This window comes from Oerskovia sp. NPDC057915, assembly GCF_042887685.1.
Classification (GTDB): Bacteria; Actinomycetota; Actinomycetes; order Actinomycetales; family Cellulomonadaceae; genus Oerskovia.
Genome location: NZ_JBHVOS010000015.1, coordinates 1 through 17556, shown reverse-complemented (window position 1 = coordinate 17556; position 17556 = coordinate 1). Strand labels below are relative to the sequence as shown.

The 17556-nt window shown below is 72.6% G+C and carries 12 protein-coding genes; 4 read left to right on the top strand and 8 right to left on the bottom strand.

Going from position 1 to position 17556, the window contains the following annotated elements; translation table 11 throughout:
• The first annotated feature begins 99 nt into the window (after positions 1 to 99).
• Positions 100 to 1725, top strand: a complete 1626-nt coding sequence (locus ACFVQ3_RS11335) for a succinic semialdehyde dehydrogenase (RefSeq protein ID WP_387638845.1) — start codon at positions 100 to 102, stop codon at positions 1723 to 1725.
• Here the strand turns inward: ACFVQ3_RS11335 and ACFVQ3_RS11330 are convergent.
• The 5 genes from ACFVQ3_RS11330 to ACFVQ3_RS11310 form a co-directional block, all read right to left on the bottom strand.
• Positions 1700 to 2530, bottom strand: coding sequence for a vancomycin high temperature exclusion protein (locus ACFVQ3_RS11330; protein WP_387638842.1), 831 nt, complete (start codon positions 2528 to 2530; stop codon positions 1700 to 1702). The two genes, ACFVQ3_RS11335 and ACFVQ3_RS11330, sit on opposite strands and share 26 nt — an antisense overlap.
• Before the next feature lie 10 nt (positions 2531 to 2540).
• A complete protein-coding gene (locus ACFVQ3_RS11325; RefSeq protein ID WP_387638840.1) occupies positions 2541 to 3557 on the bottom strand; it encodes a DUF4031 domain-containing protein in 1017 nt (338 codons plus the stop codon).
• A gap of 112 nt (positions 3558 to 3669) precedes the next feature.
• Positions 3670 to 5034 carry an acetate/propionate family kinase gene (locus ACFVQ3_RS11320; RefSeq protein WP_387638837.1) on the bottom strand — a complete coding sequence of 455 codons (1365 nt, stop codon included), beginning with the start codon at positions 5032 to 5034 and terminating at the stop codon, positions 3670 to 3672.
• Positions 5031 to 7238 carry a phosphate acetyltransferase gene (pta, locus tag ACFVQ3_RS11315; RefSeq protein WP_387638834.1) on the bottom strand — a complete coding sequence of 736 codons (2208 nt, stop codon included), beginning with the start codon at positions 7236 to 7238 and terminating at the stop codon, positions 5031 to 5033. The genes ACFVQ3_RS11320 and pta overlap by 4 nt, the downstream gene beginning before the upstream one ends.
• Positions 7235 to 9730 (bottom strand): phosphoketolase, encoded by a 2496-nt coding sequence (locus ACFVQ3_RS11310; RefSeq protein WP_387638831.1) that lies wholly within the window; start codon positions 9728 to 9730, stop codon positions 7235 to 7237. The genes pta and ACFVQ3_RS11310 overlap by 4 nt, the downstream gene beginning before the upstream one ends.
• Before the next feature lie 242 nt (positions 9731 to 9972).
• Between ACFVQ3_RS11310 and ACFVQ3_RS11305 the strand changes: the two genes are divergently transcribed.
• Positions 9973 to 11025, top strand: coding sequence for an SURF1 family protein (locus ACFVQ3_RS11305; protein ID WP_387638828.1), 1053 nt, complete (start codon positions 9973 to 9975; stop codon positions 11023 to 11025).
• On the opposite strand, the gene ACFVQ3_RS11300 is transcribed toward ACFVQ3_RS11305, so the two are convergent.
• From ACFVQ3_RS11300 to ACFVQ3_RS11290, 3 genes are all read right to left on the bottom strand, one after another.
• The gene (locus ACFVQ3_RS11300) at positions 11006 to 11710 is read right to left on the bottom strand and encodes a YceI family protein (RefSeq protein WP_387638825.1); all 705 of its coding nucleotides are present in this window, start codon (positions 11708 to 11710) and stop codon (positions 11006 to 11008) included. The genes ACFVQ3_RS11305 and ACFVQ3_RS11300 overlap by 20 nt on opposite strands.
• Before the next feature lie 254 nt (positions 11711 to 11964).
• Positions 11965 to 13698: an ABC transporter ATP-binding protein gene (locus ACFVQ3_RS11295; RefSeq protein WP_387638823.1), complete on the bottom strand. Its 1734-nt coding sequence runs from the start codon at positions 13696 to 13698 to the stop codon at positions 11965 to 11967.
• The gene (locus tag ACFVQ3_RS11290) at positions 13695 to 15530 is read right to left on the bottom strand and encodes an ABC transporter ATP-binding protein (RefSeq protein WP_387638820.1); all 1836 of its coding nucleotides are present in this window, start codon (positions 15528 to 15530) and stop codon (positions 13695 to 13697) included. The genes ACFVQ3_RS11295 and ACFVQ3_RS11290 overlap by 4 nt, the downstream gene beginning before the upstream one ends.
• A 58-nt stretch (positions 15531 to 15588) precedes the next feature.
• On the opposite strand from ACFVQ3_RS11290, the gene ACFVQ3_RS11285 reads away from it, so the two are divergent.
• Both ACFVQ3_RS11285 and moeB read left to right on the top strand, forming a co-directional pair.
• Entirely contained in the window at positions 15589 to 16026 is a 438-nt protein-coding gene (locus tag ACFVQ3_RS11285) for a DUF3817 domain-containing protein (RefSeq protein WP_377677941.1), read from the top strand.
• Positions 16023 to 17474 carry a molybdopterin-synthase adenylyltransferase MoeB gene (gene moeB / locus ACFVQ3_RS11280; protein WP_387638816.1) on the top strand — a complete coding sequence of 484 codons (1452 nt, stop codon included), beginning with the start codon at positions 16023 to 16025 and terminating at the stop codon, positions 17472 to 17474. The genes ACFVQ3_RS11285 and moeB overlap by 4 nt, the downstream gene beginning before the upstream one ends.
• Positions 17475 to 17556: the final 82 nt, after the last annotated feature.

The window sequence follows — 17556 nt, the reverse complement described above, 5'->3', positions numbered from 1 at the left end:
CCCGGAGGACGTCGTACCCGGCACGCCGGGCGAGACCTGCCAAAGGGGATTGTGTGAAGGATGTTCTGCGCAGGGGTACCGCCGCGTAACCTGTCACGCATGGCAAGCGAAACATCGGACGGCAGCGCCGCCATCGACGGCCTCCTGGACCCGGAGCACCCCTCCGCCACGTACGTCCTGGAGCCCGACGTCGTCGCTCCCCTCGTGGCCCGCATCGTCACCTCCCACACGGCGGGGGAGCACCGTTCGGTCCTCCCGTTCACCGGGGCGCCGCTCGCGTCGATCCCCCTGTCCTCGGTCGAGGACGTCACGCTCGCGGTCGAGCGTGCGCGCCGGGCCCAGCGTTCCTGGGCGCACACCACGGTCGCCGAGCGCGCCGCGGTGCTCCTGCGCTTCCACGACCTGGTCCTCGAGCGGCAGGCCGAGATCCTGGACCTGCTCCAGATGGAGACGGGCAAGTCGCGCCGCAGCGCGTTCGAGGAGGTCGGCGACATCGCCCAGGTCACGCGCCACTACGGCGTGCGGGCCGCGCACTACCTCGGCGAGCGGCGAGTCGGCGGGATGCTGCCCGTCCTCACGCGCGCGAGCGTGCACCGCCGTCCGGTCGGCGTGGTCGGGGCCATCGCACCCTGGAACTACCCGCTCACGCTGGCCCTCGCCGAGGCGCTGCCCGCCCTGGTCGCGGGCAACGCCGTGGTGGTCAAGCCGGACCCCCAGACCACGCTGACGGCCCTGTGGGCCGCCGAGGTCCTGGAGGAGGCCGGGCTGCCCGGCGACCTCCTGCTCGTCGTGGCCGGCGGCGGGGAGATCGGCGCGGCCCTGACGGGGCTCGTCGACCACATCGCGTTCACGGGCTCGACGGCGACGGGGCGCAAGGTCGCCGCGCTGGCGGGCGAGCGGCTCATCGGGACCACGCTCGAGCTGGGCGGAAAGAACCCCCTGTACGTCGCGGCGGACGCGCACGTGCCGTCCGCGGCGCTGGGCGCCGTGCGTGCGTGCTTCTCCAACAGCGGCCAGCTCTGCGTCTCGATCGAGCGGCTCGTCCTGCACGAGGACGTCGCCGAGGAGTTCCTCGACGCGTTCGTCCCGCTCGTGCGCGAGCTGAGGCTCGGTACCGCGCTCGACTACTCGGTCGACATGGGCTCGCTCACGTCCCAGGCGCAGCTCGACCGCGTGGTCGCCCACGTCGACGACGCGCTCTCGCAGGGCGCCCGCGTGCTCGCAGGCGGTGTGCACCGCGCCGACATCGGCCCGTTCTTCTACGCGCCCACGGTCCTCGACCACGTGCCGTCCACGGCCGAGTGCGCGCGCGAGGAGACGTTCGGCCCGGTCGTCACGGTGACCCGCGTACCCGACGACGCGGCTGCGATCCGGGCGATGAACGACTCGGACCTCGGGCTCAGCGCGAGCATCTGGACGCAGGACACCGCGCGCGGACGCCGACTCGCGGCGCAGGTCGATGCCGGGGCCGTCAACATCAACGACGGGTACGCGTCGGCGTTCGGCTCGGTCGCTGCGCCCATGGGCGGGTTCAAGAGCTCGGGCGTGGGGCGTCGGCACGGGCGCGAGGGGATCGAGGCGCTCACCGAGGCGCAGACGATCGTGGTCCAGCGGGGGGTCTCGCGCGGGCTGAGCTTCGACACGCTCTACGCGCAGCCCGCCGACCGTGCGAGCCGCCTGCTCACGACCGCCTTCGCGGTCATGAAGAAGCTGCGCCTGCCGTAGCGGCGGGGGTCGCGTCGAGCGAGCCCAGGACGTCTGTGACCGCGGTCTCGCGCGCGCCCAGGTGCACGGGTTCCCGGCCCGTCACGGCGTCCCAGGCGGCCTTGAGCGAGGCGGGCACCTCGCGCACCCGGTACATCACGGCCTTGGCCGGCTCGACGCTTTCGGCCGACACCCCGACGCCCACCGCGTCGATGCCTGCCTGCGTGCACGAGAACAGGGCCCGGGGCAGGTGGTAGTCCTGCGTGAGGACCACGGCCTCGGTGACGCCGAAGACCTCGCGCGCCCGTACGCACGTGTCGTGGGTGTCGAACCCCGCGAAGTCGCGGACGACGCGTCCCGCGGGCACACCGTGGCCGACGAGCCAGTCGAGCATCGCGGTCGGCTCGTCGTAGTCCTCGCTCGCGTTGTCCCCGCTCACGAGGATCACCTCGACCGTCCCGCGCTCGTACAGCTCGCGCGCCGCGTCGAGGCGCCGCGTGAGGTACGTCGAGGGCGTGCCGTCGGGGCGCAGGCCCGCGCCGAGGACGAGGGCTACCGGACGCGCGCGCACGTCCTCGATGCCGCGGTGCGCGCGCAGCTGCCCGCTCACCTGGACCCACGCGACGGGGGCTGCGACCACGAGGACCAGCGCGGCGGCTCCGACGACCGCGGCGCGCCCGCGGTGGCCGCGCAGCCACGACGGTCCGGGCCGGCGGCCCCGGCCCGGCCCGGGGCCCACGGGAGTCTCAGCGGTCGTGCCGGTCGTCCCAGCCCTGCCCGACGCCGTCTCCGGGGGCGTGGCCCCGTCCGTCCCCTGCTCGCTCATGTCGGGGAGCCTACTGGCGTGAGCCTCCGCCAGGTGCGTGCCCGCGCGCGGTGAGACCAGCGAGCTCGGTCCGCAGGTTCTGCTCGGCGCGCTCCTGCCAGCGGTCGCGCCCGAGCGAGGTCCGGAAGAGCGACGGGAGCGCGAGGAGCTGCTCGAGGACCGCGGCCCGGCCCGCCACGAACTGCTCGTCGGGCACGTGGGCGTACTCCGCGCGGACCTGCCGGACGTAGCGGGCGTACCGGTCGGGCGCGCTGCCGAGGATCGCGAGGTCGGCGTCGCACACGAGCGCACCGGCCTCGTCGTCGGGGGCAGGGTCGTGCGTCGCGGTGAGGCGGACGAGCCGGGCGACCTCCGCGACGTCGTCGTGCGTGAGGTGTGTCCCGCCCGGGGCGAGGGCCCTGTCTCCGGGGAGCGACGCCGTCGGGCGGGGGAGGAGAGGGGACAGGCGGTCGACCGCGAGCGCGGCCGACGCCTCCTCGTCGTCGCCCGCGACGCCCTCGTGGACCGCGTCGTGGAACCACAGCGCGAGCTGCGCGTGCAGCGACGTGCCCGACGGCGCAGGCTCGGCGGGGGAGGGCACTCCCGGCGAGCGGCCCTCCAGGACCGCGAGGGAGTCGAGCACGTGGACCAGGTGCGCGGGCCCGTGGTATGCGCGGTGCGGCTCGTGCCAGCGGGCGACCAGGTCCTCTCCCACCTCGCGCGCACCCGGGAGCCCGCGCACCAGGGAGTCCCACCGGGACAGCAGGGCTGCGGCCTTGGCCGCCCCGCGCTCGCGGGCCGGGACGCGCAGCCCCGAGGCCCGCAGCCGCACGATGAGCTCGCGCCCCGACACGTCCTGGGCCCCTGCGGCGACGCAGTCCGCGTGACGCCCGGCCGGGACGTCGTAGTGGTCGAGGTCGAACGCGCGCCGCCCGAGCCCCAGGCGCTCGGCGAAGTCGTGCAGCTCGTCGAGCGAGGAGTCCGAGACGAGGTGGGACCACGAGGTCCCGTGGGCGGGCCAGGTCGGCGGGTCGATGAGAAGAGCCACGCCTCGACCCTAGAGGGTCGAGGCGTGGCTCGGGTCGTGCGCGGGCAGTGCCGTGCCCGCGCACGGTCCCGTCGCGCTGTGCTCGGGTGCGCGACGGACGGCGGTGGAGAGGTCAGGACTCCTGCGGCACGTCCGGCTCTGCCTGCTCGGCAGGCGAGGACGGCTCGGGAGCCGACCCTGCTGCGCCTGCGGACGCCGCCGGCGGGAACGTGACGGGCTTCCCGGCCTTCTCGGTCTCCTCGACGATCTCCACGCTCAGGCGGGCGATCGCGAGCTCCTCCATGGTCGGCACGACCATGACCAGCGTGCTCGTCCAGTCGGGCGAGATGACGCGCGGCTCCTTGCTGCGGACCGCGTTGCGCTCCGGGTCGACCGCGATGCCGAGGCCTGCGAGGCCCTCGACGACCTGGGCACGCACGATGTCGTCGTTCTCGCCCACGCCGGCCGTGAACGCGATGACGTCGATGCGACCCAGCACGGCCATGTACGCACCGATGTACTTGCGCAGCCGGTGGATGTACACGTCGAGCGCGAGCTTCGCGTCCTCGTCGCCCGCGGCGATCAGGTCGTGCAGCGCGCGGAAGTCGTTCTCGCCCGCGATGCCCTTGATGCCCGAGCGCTTGTTGAACAGGTCGTCGAGCTCGTCGATCGACATGTTCGCGTTGCGCGCGAGGTGGAAGATCACGGCGGGGTCGATGTCCCCGGTGCGGGTCCCCATGACCAGGCCCTCGAGCGGCGTCAGGCCCATCGACGTGTCGACCGCGATGCCGCCGCGCACGGCCGAGGCCGACGCGCCGTTGCCGAGGTGCAGCACGATGATGTTCAGGTCCTGCAGCCGGCGGCCCAGGACGCGCGCGACCTTGCCCGACACGTAGTGGTGGCTCGTGCCGTGGAAGCCGTACCGGCGCACGCCGTACTTCTTCGCGGTCTCCTTCTCCAGGGCGTACGTCGAGGCGGCCTCGGGCAGCGACGAGAAGAACGCCGTGTCGAACACCGCGACGTGCGGGACGTCGGGCAGGAGCTCGCGGGCGACCGCGATGCCCGTGACGTTCGCCGGGTTGTGCAGCGGGGCGAGGGGAGCCAGGTCCAGGATCTGACGCTCGACCTCGTCGTCCACCAGGACGGGGCGGGAGAACTGCGCACCGCCGTGGACGACGCGGTGACCCACGGCGTACACGTTGGCGTCGGCGAGGCGCGGCCCGACCTCGTCGAACAGCGAGAGCGCGATGCGCAGCGCCTCCGCGTGGTCGCGGACGGGCTCCTCGCGCGTGGTCGTGTTGCCCGCGAAGCGGTGCTTGATGACACCGTTCGACTCACCGATGCGCTCGATGGTCCCCGCGGCGATGGCCTCGCCGCCGACCGGGTTGACGAGCTGGTACTTGAGCGAGGACGACCCCGAGTTCATCACGAGGACCGAGCCGTGAGCGCCGTACGCCGAGTACGGGTTCGAGCGCTCGTGCTCCGGGAGGACGGTCATGCGGGTGCTCCGTTCGTGCCGGGCTCGGTGGTCGAGCCCGCCTGTGCCTGGATGGCCGTGATGGCCACGGTGTTGACGATGTCCTGGACCAGGGCACCGCGAGAGAGGTCGTTGACGGGCTTGTTGAGGCCCTGGAGGACGGGTCCCACAGCGATCGCGCCCGCCGAGCGCTGGACCGCCTTGTAGGTGTTGTTGCCCGTGTTGAGGTCGGGGAAGATGAAGACCGTCGCCTTGCCCGCGACGTCCGAGACCGGCATCTTGGACGCGGCCACGGACGCGTCGACCGCGGCGTCGTACTGGATGGGGCCCTCGACGAACAGGTCGGGGCGACGGCTGCGCACGATCTCGGTCGCGGAGCGCACCTTGTCGACGTCGACGCCCGAGCCGGACTCGCCGGTCGAGTAGGACAGCATCGCCACCCGCTGGTCGATCCCGAACTGGAGCGCCGTCGCGGCCGACGAGATCGCGATGTCGGCGAGCTGGGTGTCGGTCGGGTCCGGGTTCACGGCGCAGTCGCCGTAGACCAGGACGCGGTCCTCGAGGCACATGAGGAACACCGACGACACGACGGACACGCCCGGCATGGTCTTGATGATCTCGAACGACGGCTTGATGGTGTGCGCCGTCGTGTGACGCGCACCCGAGACCATGCCGTCGGCCAGACCCAGGTGGACCATCATCGTCCCGAAGTACGACACGTCGGGGACGATCTCGCGCGCGCGCTCGACCGTCATGCCCTTGTGGGCGCGCAGCCTCGTGTACTCCTCGGCGAAGCGCTGGACGAGCTCGGGGTCGTGCGGGTCGATCACGGTCGCCGCGTCGATGTCGAGACCCAGCTCGGTCGCCCGCGCCCGGATCGACTGCTCGTCACCCAGGATCGTCAGGTCGGCGACCTGGCGACCCAGCAGGGTCGAGGCCGCGCGCAGGATGCGGTCGTCGTCGCCCTCGGGCAGCACGATGTTCTTGCGGTCCGCGCGGGCCCGCGAGAGCAGCTCGTACTCGAACATGAGCGGCGTGACGACCTCGGGGCGCGGCACGTCCAGGCCCGCGAGGAGCGCGGCGCCGTCGACGTTCTGCTCGAACAGCGCGAGCGCCGTGTCGACCTTGCGCTGCGACTCCTTGGACACCCGGCCCCGCACCCGCGACGCGGCGCTCGCGGAACGGAACGTCCCGAGGTCCGTGCGGATGATCGGCAGGCTCGGGTCGAGGGCCTCGACCAGGCGACCGGTCGAGTCGGTCGGGTAGAAGCCGCCGTTGAGGACGATGCCCGCGAGGGACGGGAAGTTGCGGGCCTGGTGCGCGGCGAGCAGGCCGATGAGGATGTCGCTGCGGTCGCCCGGGGTGATGACCACGGCGCCGTCGACGAGTTTCTCGAGCAGGTGCTCGAGCGACATGGCCCCGACGAGCAGGTCGAGGACCTCGCGGCCCAGCAGCTCGGGGTCGCCGAGCGCGAGCTCGCCGCCCACGGCCTCCATGATCGCGGCCACGGTCGGGGCGTTGAGGAACGGGTCCTCCGGGATGGCCCACCCGGGCAGCGAGCCCGACGCCGAGTGGGCGCCATGACCCTCGGGCGTGATCGCCGTGAGCTGGGCGCGCACCTGGTCGATGCTCTCGGGCCGGCACCGGTTCGCGACGACCGCGATCGGCTGGGCGTGGTTCGAGCGGAGCTCGTTGACGCTGACCTCGGTGAGGTTCGCGATGGCCTCGGGCGTGCGGTCACGACCCGAGACGACCAGGAGCACCGGGGCGCCCAGGTTGGCTGCGATGCGGGCGTTGAACGCGAGCTCGGTCGGGCCGGCGACGTCGGTGTAGTCCGTGCCGACGATCACCACGAAGTCGCACTGCCTGGCGACCTCGTGGTAGCGGGCGACGATCTGGGCGAGAGCCGCCTCGGGGTCGGCGTGGACGTCGTCGTACGTGACGCCCATGGCCTCCTCGTAGGTGAGGTCGACGCCGTCGTGCGCGAGCAGCAGCTCGAGCACGTAGTCGCGGTCTGCGGAGCCGGGTGCGGCGGCGGAGCCGGCCCCGTCGACGGGGACGGTGGCCCCCGCGACGGAGCTCGGGGCGGTCCTCGTCACGGGCCGGAAGACCCCGACCCGCTGGACCCTACGGGTCAGCAGGTCGAGGACTCCCAGCGCGATCGTGGACTTCCCCGTCTCGCCCTCGGGTGAGGCGAGGTAGATGGATCGGGCGGTGCTGGTCACTCGTTGTCGCCTCCGGTAGCGGCGGCCGCGTCGTACGACGGGCCGCTCCCTTCTGTCGCGGTGTCGCCCGCGTCGGGCCACACCCAGTCACGGACCGAGGGGATGTCCTCGCCGTGCTCTCTCGTGTACTGCCGTGCTTCGAGGCGGGCGTCCACCATCTTCTGGCGCAGACCGGCCGCCTTCGACCGCAGCGAAGGCACGCGGTCGATGACGTCGATCACCAGGTGGAACCGGTCGAGGTCGTTGAGCATGACCATGTCGAACGGCGTGGTGGTCGTGCCCTCCTCCTTGTAGCCGCGCACGTGGATGTTCTCGTGCCCGTTGCGGCGGTAGGTCAGGCGGTGGATGAGCCACGGGTACCCGTGGTACGCGAAGACCACGGGCTTGTCCGTGGTGAAGAGCGTGTCGAAGTCACGGTCGGAGAGCCCGTGCGGGTGCTCCTTCTCGTCCTGAAGGCGCATGAGGTCCACGACGTTCACGACGCGCACCTTGAGCCCGGGCAGGTGCTGGCGCAGCAGGTCGGCCGCGGCGAGCGTCTCCAGGGTCGGGACGTCGCCCGCGCAGCCGAGCACGACGTCGGGGTCCTCGCCCGGCACCTCGGTGCCGGCCCACTCCCAGATGCCCAGGCCCCGGGTGCAGTGCGCGACCGCCTGGTCCATGGTGAGGAAGTTCGGCGCGGGCTGCTTGCCCGCGACCACGACGTTGACGTACTGGCGCGAGCGCAGGACGTGGTCGTAGGTCGAGAGCAGGGTGTTGGCGTCCGGCGGCAGGTAGACGCGGACGATCTCGGCCTTCTTGTTCACGACGTGGTCGATGAAGCCCGGGTCCTGGTGGCTGAAGCCGTTGTGGTCCTGGCGCCACACGTGGCTCGAGAGCAGGTAGTTGAGGCTCGCGATCGGGCGGCGCCACGGGATGTCGTTCGTGATCTTGAGCCACTTGGCGTGCTGGTTGAACATCGAGTCGATGATGTGGATGAACGCCTCGTAGCACGAGAACAGGCCGTGGCGGCCCGTCAGCAGGTAGCCCTCGAGCCACCCCTGGCACTGGTGCTCGGACAGCATCTCCATGACGCGACCCGCACGCGCGAGGTGCTCGTCGACGTCGGGTCCGAAGAAGTCAGCGTTCCACTGCTTGTCCGTGACCTCGTAGACGGCCTGCAGGCGGTTCGACGCGGTCTCGTCGGGGCCGAAGATCCGGAAGTTGTCCGGGTTGAGGCGCACGACGTCCGTGAGCCACTGGCCCAGGACCCTGGTCGCCTCCGAGAGGCCGCCGCCCGGCGCGCTGACCTCGACCGCGTAGTCGCGGAAGTCGGGCAGGCGCAGGTCCTTGAGCAGCAGCCCGCCGTTGGTGTGCGGGTTGTCGCTCATGCGCAGCGTGCCGGGAGGCGCGAGCCGCGCGACGTCCGTGTCGAGGCGGCCCTCGTCGTCGAACAGCTCGTGGATGCGGTACGAGTCGAGCCAGTCCTTGAGGTCCTGCAGGTGCTCGGGGGTGTCGCGCGCGCTCGCGAGCGGCACCTGGTGCGAGCGCCACGAGTCCTCGGTCTTCTTGCCGTCGATCGACTTGGGTCCGGTCCACCCCTTGGGGGTGCGGAAGACGATCATGGGCCAGGCCGGGCGCTCGTCGTTGCCCGCCGCGGCGTCGGCCTTGATCTGCGCGATGTGGTTGAGCACCTCGTCGAGCAGGACCCCGAAGCGGCGGTGGACCTCGTAGTGGTCCTCGCCGTCGAACCCGCCCGTGAAGAAGTACGGGGTGTGTCCGTAGCCGATCATGAGGTCGCGCAGCTCGTCGTCGCTGATGCGCCCGAGGATCGTGGGGTTCGCGATCTTGTACCCGTTGAGGTGCAGGATCGGCAGGACGACACCGTCGTTGACCGGGTTGACGAACTTGTTCGAGTGCCAGCTCGTGGCCAGGGGGCCGGTCTCCGCCTCGCCGTCGCCCACGACCGCGGCGACCAGCAGGTCCGGGTTGTCGAACGCGGCACCGTAGGCGTGCGAGAGCGCGTAGCCGAGCTCGCCGCCCTCGTGGATCGAGCCGGGCGTCTCCGGGGCGACGTGCGAGGGGATCCCACCCGGGAACGAGAACTGGCGGAACAGCCGGCGCAGGCCCTCGGTGTCCTGGGTGATGTCGGAGTAGACCTCCGAGTAGGTGCCCTCGAGGTACGAGTTCGCGACGAGCCCGGGGCCACCGTGGCCGGGGCCCGTGACGTAGATCGTCGACTGCTCACGCTCGACGATCGCGCGGTTGAGGTGCGCGTAGAGGAAGTTCAGGCCGGGCGTCGTGCCCCAGTGGCCGAGGAGGCGTGGCTTGACGTCGTCCCGGGTGAGGGGCTCGCGCAGCAGCGGGTTCGACAGGAGGTAGATCTGGCCCACCGACAGGTAGTTGGCGGCCCGCCACCACCCGTCGACGCGCGCGAGCGTCTCCTCGGAGAGGGGGGAGACCTCGGCGGATCGCCAAGGGGTTCCTTCTGTCGGACGCGAGGTGGTCGTAGTCATCGCACGCTCCAGCTGTACCGGGGAATGGTGGCACCTTCATACAACCTCATCGATGGGTGCAACGCATGGTTTCGACGGCCCCACGGGATGTGAGGTGCGTCGGTCGAGGCAGAAAAGGACGAAGGTCCCGACCGCTGCGTCGGGAGGTCCCGGGACGGGCGGACCGGTCCGCGGGAGTGGTCTGGGTCACGTCGGGGGTCGGGGATTCTCCCGGGCCACCCCCGCCCGGCTACCGTGGAGTCGTGTCCGACCAGGCCCCCTCTCGCCCCGGCTTCTGGGCTGTCGCCCGCAGCCCCCGCATGATCGGCTTCCTGCTGCTCTTCCTCCTCGCGGCGGGCGTGTGCGGCCGTCTCGGGGTGTGGCAGCTCGACCGCGCCTACCAGCGGGCCGAGCTCGCCGAGCAGCACGAGATCGCCGAGGCCGAGGCCGCCGGTCCCGAGGGCCTCGGCGTGCTGCTCCCCCCGCAGTCGACCTTCCCGGGCGAGCTCGTGGGACGCCAGGCCTGGGTCGAGGGCGAGTACGAGCCCGAGGGGCAGCTCCTGGTCGCGGGTCGCGCGCTCGACGGTCGCACCGGCTACCTGGTCCTGACGCCGCTGCGCGTGAGCGACGACGGCACGGGCGGCGAGTCCTGGGCCGACCTGTCCGGCCCGCCCGTCGTCCCGGTCGTCCGCGGCTGGGTCCCGACGACGGACGCGCCAGCCCTCGCCGTGCCCTCGGGCGAGGTGCGGCTCACCGCCTACCTCCAGGCCTCCGAGGCCGCCGGGACCGGCGGCCTGCCCGAGGGGCAGACCGACTCGATCTCCTCGGCGGCGCTCGCCAACGTCTGGGGCAACCCGATCTACGGCGGGTACCTCGTGCTCATGGAGTCCGACCCGGCGCAGCTCGCCGCGGCCGACGGCGGCCCTCACCTCCTGCCCCGACCCACGATCGAGGGCGGCAACGGGGTCAACGTCCAGAACGCGTTCTACGCGCTGCAGTGGTGGATCTTCGGGCTGTTCGCCGTCGCCCTCTGGGTGCGGCTCGTGCGCGACGAGGCGGCGGGCGGGCGCAAGCGCTCGGACGGCGTCGGCGGCGGGATCGCCGGTCTGCCCGACCTGCCGCGGTCGCCGGGCGGAGAGGGCCCCGGCGCCGGCGCCTCCGAGGTGTCCGGTGGTTCCGACGGGGCGGGCGCTTCCGAGGAAGCCGGTCCGGCCGAGCGCTCCGGCGGGGCTGAGCGCTCCGGCGGGGCTGCGGGCACCGGTGCGACCGGAGGGGCCGCGTCGAGCAGCGCGCCGGTCAGCCGTCCGACGGTGTGAGCTCGAGCAGCATCTCGACGGTCCCCGCGTCGTCGACCTGGACGAAGCCGAGGTTCGGCGCGGCCACGCCGTAGTCGGAGAACGTCACGGGGATCGAGCCGCTGACCTGCGCCCCGCTGCCCGTGGTCCGGGCCTCGAGCGTCGCGGTGACCTCGTGCGGGACGCCCTTGATCGTGAGGGTGCCGGTGGCCTGGACCGTCGCGGTGCCGGTCGCCAGGCCGGAGAGGTCGACGGGGGTCGTGAGGACGAAGGTCGCGGTCGGGTGCTCGCCGGTGTCGAGGATGCGCAGGAACTGCCGGTCGCGCCCGGAGTCGTCGGTCTCGATGGTCGTCATGTCGACCTCGATGCTCGCCGCGGTGAGGACGCCGCCCTCGACCGTGACCTCGCCGCGCACGTCGCTCGTGCGGCCGACCACGGTCACGTCCTGCCCGGAGAGCACCTCGTCGACGCGGTAGCCCGCCCGGGAGTCGGTGTCGACGGCGTACACGCCGTCCTGGACGCCGTCGACGGTCGAGCCCGAGGCGTCGGCAGCGGCCGAGGAGGCGTCGCTGGGCGCTGCGGAGCCGATCGACAGGGGAGCGGCCTCGGTGCCGGCCTGCGAGCGGGCGTAGACCCACGTGCCACCGAGCAGGAGGAGCGCGCACAGCATCGCGATCCCGACGGTCAGCGTGATCGTCTTCTTCATGGCCCCTCGTATCCTCGTTGAACGTTCAACCAATCCTGAGGGGTCTTCCTGGGGAATCCCTGGAAGACGGGCGTCGCGTCTGCTGTGCGTCCGGACGTGCGCCGAGGACCTCGTCGTCCCGGCAGGTCGTCGGCGTGCGCCGGGACCGGTCGGACCCGCGAGAGCGTACCGGCAGGTCAGGACCTCGCGGGACAGGGTTCAGGGCGTGGCCGGGTACACCGGTCACGCCCTGAACGTCCGTGCGAGGGGTCCGGCTACTCCTGCTGCCAGGAGCTCCAGAGCCGCGCGTAGTCCCCGCCCGCCGCGACGAGCTCGTCGTGAGGCCCGATCTCGGTGATGCGCCCCCCGTCGACGACCGCGACCCGGTCGGCGTCGTGCGCCGTGTGCAGGCGGTGCGCGATCGCGACGACCGTGCGTCCTTCGAGGACGGCGTTGAGCGAGCGCTCGAGGTGGCGGGCCGCACGCGGGTCCAGCAACGACGTCGCCTCGTCGAGGATCAGGGTGTGCGGGTCGAGCAGCACGAGCCGCGCGAGCGCGACCTGCTGTGCCTGCGCGGGCGTGAGCACGTGACCGCCCGAGCCCACCTCGGTCGCGAGCCCCTCGGGGAGCGCCTCGACCCAGTCGCGGGCGTCGACCGCGGTCAGCGCGGCGCGCAGCGCGTCGTCGTCGGCGTGCTCGTCGGCCAGGCGCAGGTTGTCCGCGAGCGACCCGACGAACACGTGGTGCTCCTGCGTGACCAGCGCGACGTGACGTCGCAGGTCGTCGAGCGGGAGGTCGACCAGCTCGACGCCGCCCACCGTGACCGAACCGCCCGTGGGCGGGTGGATGCCCGCGAGCATGCGCCCGAGCGTGGACTTGCCCGCCCCGGACGGGCCGACGACCGCCAGGCGCTCACCGACCGCGAGGTCGAGGTCGATCCCGTGCAGCACGTTGTGCCCCTCGCGGTACGCGTACTCGACGTCCCGCGCCACGACGTGCTCGTCCGTGGGCATCGCGTCCCCGGCCTCGCGGTCGCTGTCGACGAGCTTGACGCCCACGATGCGCGCGAGGGACGTCGCGGCGACCTGGATCTCGTCGAGCCAGAAGATGAGCTCCCAGACGGGCCCCGCGAGCTGGAACGCGTACATGGCGATGGTCGTCACGGCGCCGATCGTCGCGTGCCCCGTCGAGAGCAGGTAGCCACCCCACACGATGACCGCGACGGGGGCGAGCACGAACGTGAAGTCGACCGCGGGGAACAGGACGGTGCGCAGGTTCAGCGTGTACTTCTCGGCCGCGAAGGCCTCGCGCAGGTCCGCCTCGACGCGTGCCCGGCGCCGGGCACCCAGGCGCAGGGCGTCGACCGTGCGAGCACCCTCGACCGACTCGGTGATGGTGCCGTTGAGCGCCGCGTACGCCGCGGACTCGCGCTGGTAGCCGGGCGAGGCGCGCCGCAGGTACCAGCGCGAGACGACGACCATGAGCGGGACGCCCAGGAACAGCGACACGGCCACGAGGGGCGAGGTGAGCATGCTCGCGACGACCGTGAGCAGGATCGTGACGACCGCGACGATGAGGCGCGGGACGCCGAACCGCACGGCGTGCTGGATGCGGTTGACGTCGTTGGTCGTGCGCGCGACGAGGTCTCCCGTGCCGGCACGCTCGACCGTCGACAGCGGCAGCGTCGTGACCGTCTCGAGGAAGTCCTCGCGCAGCTCGGCGAAGACCGTCTCGCCGAAGATCATCGAGGACTTCTGGGCGTAGCGGATGAGGACGGCCTGGACGAGCACCGCGGCCACGCCGATCGCGATGACCTGGTTGACGTAGGTCGAGGTGGTGCCCTGGGCGACCGCGTCGACGAGCCGGCCCAGGATCCAGGGGCCCGCGAGCCCCGCGATCGCGGCGACGGTGTGCAGGACCGCGAGACCGATGAGCGGCCTGCGGTGCTCGCGGACCAGGTAGGCGGTGTGCTGGCGGACCTGGGAGGCGTCGGCGACGGGGAGCTTCATGACACGCCCTTCGAGGCGTCGGTGAGCTCGGCGGAGCCCGTGGGCAGGTGGTCGTCGTCGGGGTCGGCGGGCGTCTCGTCCATCGAGCGCCCGACGACGGCGCGGTAGCGCGCGGCCTCCTCGCCCTGGTGCGCGGTCAGGGGCCGGTGCAGGAGCTCGCGGTGCGTGCCGTGCGTGGCGACGCGGCCGTCCTCGACGAACAGGACGTCGTCGACGTGGTCGAGCACGAGCGGGCTCGCGGTCACGATGAGGGTGGTGCGCCCGCGCCGGACCTCGGCGAGGCGTTCGGCGATGCGCGCCTCGGTGTGGGCGTCGACCGCGCTCGTGGGCTCGACGAGGAGCAGGATCTCCGGGTCGGTGAGGATCGCGCGGGCCAGGGCGACGCGCTGACGCTGACCGCCGGACAACGAACGACCCTTCTCCGGGAGCTCTCCCGCGAGCCCGTCCGGGACGGAGTCGAGCACGTCCTGCGCGTCGGCGATCATGACGGCGCGCAGGAGCTCTGCCTCGAGGTTCCCTCCCCGCACGTCGATCTCCTCGCCGAGCACGCCCGAGAACAGGTGGGGCGTGGCCTCGGCGACCACGATGCGCTCGCGCACCACGTCCTTGTCGAGGTCGGAGAGCCGGATCCCACCCAGGTGCACGGGCGTGCCCGCCTCCGCGACGTCGTCGAACCGGCCCATGCGCGTGGCGATGCGCGCCGACTCGTCCGGGTCCACGCTCACGAGCGCGACGACGCGGCCGGGCGTGAGCTCGACACCGCTCGTGTCGTCGACCAGCACCGACCCGGCAGGTGGCGCGGACGCCGTGCCCGGGGTCGCGCCCGTCGCGGGGACGACCGAGAGCACCTTGACGAGCTTCTTCGCGGCCACGTGGGCGCGCGTCGTGATCTGGAGCGTCTGGGTCGCGATCTGCAGCGGCCACGACAGGAACGCCGCGTACCCGTAGAACGCGACGAGCTGGCCCGGGCTGATGTCCCCGGCCACGGCCGCGTGCGCGCCCAGGTACAGGACCAGGGCGACGAACAGGCCCGGCAGCAGGACCTGGAGCCCGTCGAGGTAGGACTGCGTGGTCGCGACGCGCACGCCCGTCTGGCGGACGGCCTGCGACTGGGTGCGGTAGCGGTCCGTGAAGACCTTCTCCCCGCCGATGCCGCGCAGGATGCGCAGGCCCGACACGGTGTCCGCGCCCAGGGTGGTCAGCCGACCCGACGCCTCGCGCTGCGCGGCCTGGCGCTGCTGGAGCGGCTTGACGAGGAACGCGAGGATGCCCGCGACGACCGGCAGCCCGAGGACCACGACGAGGCCGAGCTGGAGCGAGGTGCTCAGCATGATCCCGGCGACCACGGCGTACGCCATGAGGGAGCCCGCGAAGCGAGCCGCGATCGCGTAGACCTCGCCCACCCGCAGCGCGTCCGACGCGACCGCCGAGACGACCTCTCCCGTGGGGAGCTCGTCCGTGATCGTGTGCCCCGAGCGCGCGACGGTGTCGCCCACGAGCTGCGACGTGGTGAAGGCCGACCGCAGCCAGTTCTCGATGTCGTAGCGGTGGCCGAGCGCTGCCGCCCCCACCTGGACCAGGCCGATGCCCAGCATGACCGCGGCCCAGCCGAGCAGGACCGCACCGAAGCCCTCGTCGAGGCCCTCGTCGAGCGCACGGCCCAGCACGTAGGGCATGACGGCCTGGCACACGAACGTGACCATGCCGAGGAGGACGGCGACCAGGAGGATGCCCCACTGGCGGCGCGCGAGCCACCAGAGGAAGGCACCGGGGCCGGTGAGCGGAGGGGTGCCCGGGTCGGGGAGGGGGAGGGGTCGCACGGTCACTAACATTAGGTGTGGCCACCGACACCGGGCCACGGATTTTCGCTCAGCGTAAGGAAACCTTCCCATGACCACGCCCGACCCCGCCGGCTCGCAGAAGACCTCCGACGCCGTGGCGGACGCCCCGTCGCAGGAGGTCGTCGACCGCGCCGTCCGCAAGGCCCGCGGCGCTCTCCAGCGCTACCGCGTGATGGCCCTCATCACCGGTGTGATGCTCCTCATCCTGTGCGTCGAGATGATCGTCAAGTACGGCGTCGGTGCGTTCGTCGACGTCGACGGCGTGATGCGCTTCGTGGGCTGGATCCCGTTCGCGCACGGCTGGGTCTACGTGGTCTACCTCGTGACGGTCCTGGACCTGTGGTCCAAGATGCGCTGGAGCTGGGGCCGCCTGGCGACCATGGTCTTCGCGGGCGTCGTGCCCGTCATGTCCTTCATCCTCGAGAAGAAGGTCCACCGCGAGGCCGAGGCCAAGCTCGACGCCCTCGTGGAGCAGTACGCCCGATGACCTCGCTGCCGCCGCTGGTCGCCCCCTCGACCGAGCCCCTGTCCCCGCAGGAGCTGGCCCGCTACTCGCGGCACCTGGCCCTGCCGGGGATCGGGGTCGAGGGCCAGCAGCGGCTGCGCGCCGCGCGCGTCCTGGTCGTGGGCGCGGGCGGGCTGGGCAGCCCCGCGCTGCTCTATCTCGCGGCGGCCGGCGTCGGGACGGTCGGCATCGTCGACGACGACCGCGTCGAGCTCTCCAACCTCCAGCGGCAGGTGATCCACGGCGGTTCCGACGTGGGGCGGCCCAAGGTCGAGTCCGCGCGCGACGCGATCGCCGACGTCAACCCGCACGTGAGCGTCCGGGTGCACGAGCACCGCCTCGACGCCTCGAACGTCCTCGACGTCCTCGACGGCTACGACCTGGTCCTCGACGGGACCGACAACTTCGCGACCCGCTACCTCGTGGGCGACGCCGCCGAGGTCGCGGGCATCCCGTGCGTCTGGGGCTCGATCTTCCGCTTCCAGGGCCAGGTCAGCGTCTTCTGGTCGGTGCCTCCTGTCGGGGAGGGCGTGGTCTACCGTGACGTGTTCCCTGAGCCGCCGCCGCCCGGCACCGTGCCCGACTGCGCGACCGGCGGAGTCCTGGGGGCCATGTGCGGGACCGTCGGCTCGGTCATGGCGACCGAGGCGATCAAGCTGGTCACCGGTGCGGGGAGCACGCTCCTGGGCCGCCTCGCGGTCTACGACTCGCTCGAGCTCACGTGGCGCCACCTCACGGTCCGGGCCGACCCCGCGCGCGTCCCCGTGACCGCGCTCCTGGCGGGCGACCACGCCTACGAGGCGTTCTGCGGGTTCGCCCCGGCGGACGTCGCGGTCCCGGCCGCCGTCTCGTCCGGGAAGGTCTTCTTCCCGGGCCCGACGGCGGACGGTCGTCTCGCGGTCGACCTCGCCCGGGGGGCAGGGGAGCCGGGCGGGGCAGGGGCTGCCGGTACGGGCGGGCGCCCGGTGCCCGCGACGAGCGACACCTCCGGTGGGCCGGTCCCGGGGACGGGAGCGACGCCGTCGGGCAGCGACCCGGCGAACGGGCGGACGGACGACGGAGCGACGCGGCCGGTGGGGTACCCGGTCGCGGCGACGCCCACGAGCCTGACGGCGCGCGAGCTCGCCGACCGCCTCGCCGACCCCGACGACGACCTCCTGCTGCTCGACGTCCGCGAGGACTGGGAGACGCAGATCGTCGCGATCGACGGCGCGCTCGTCGTGCCCAGCGGGGTCTACGCGGGGCCCGGCGCGGGCGCGGCGCTCGCGGACCTGCCACGTGGCCGGACGGTCGCGGTGCTGTGCAAGGTCGGGGGCCGGTCCGACCGGGTCGCGGGCCTCGCGCGGGCCGCAGGCGTGGACGCGCGCAACGTCGAGGGCGGGGTCCTGGCCTGGGTGCGGGACGTCGACCCGGGACTCCCGACGTACTGACCGTCGACCCCGTCCGCCGAGGTAGACCCGTGCGCGCGAGGTAGACCCCCGGGAGGTCTACCTCGCGCACACGGGTCTACCT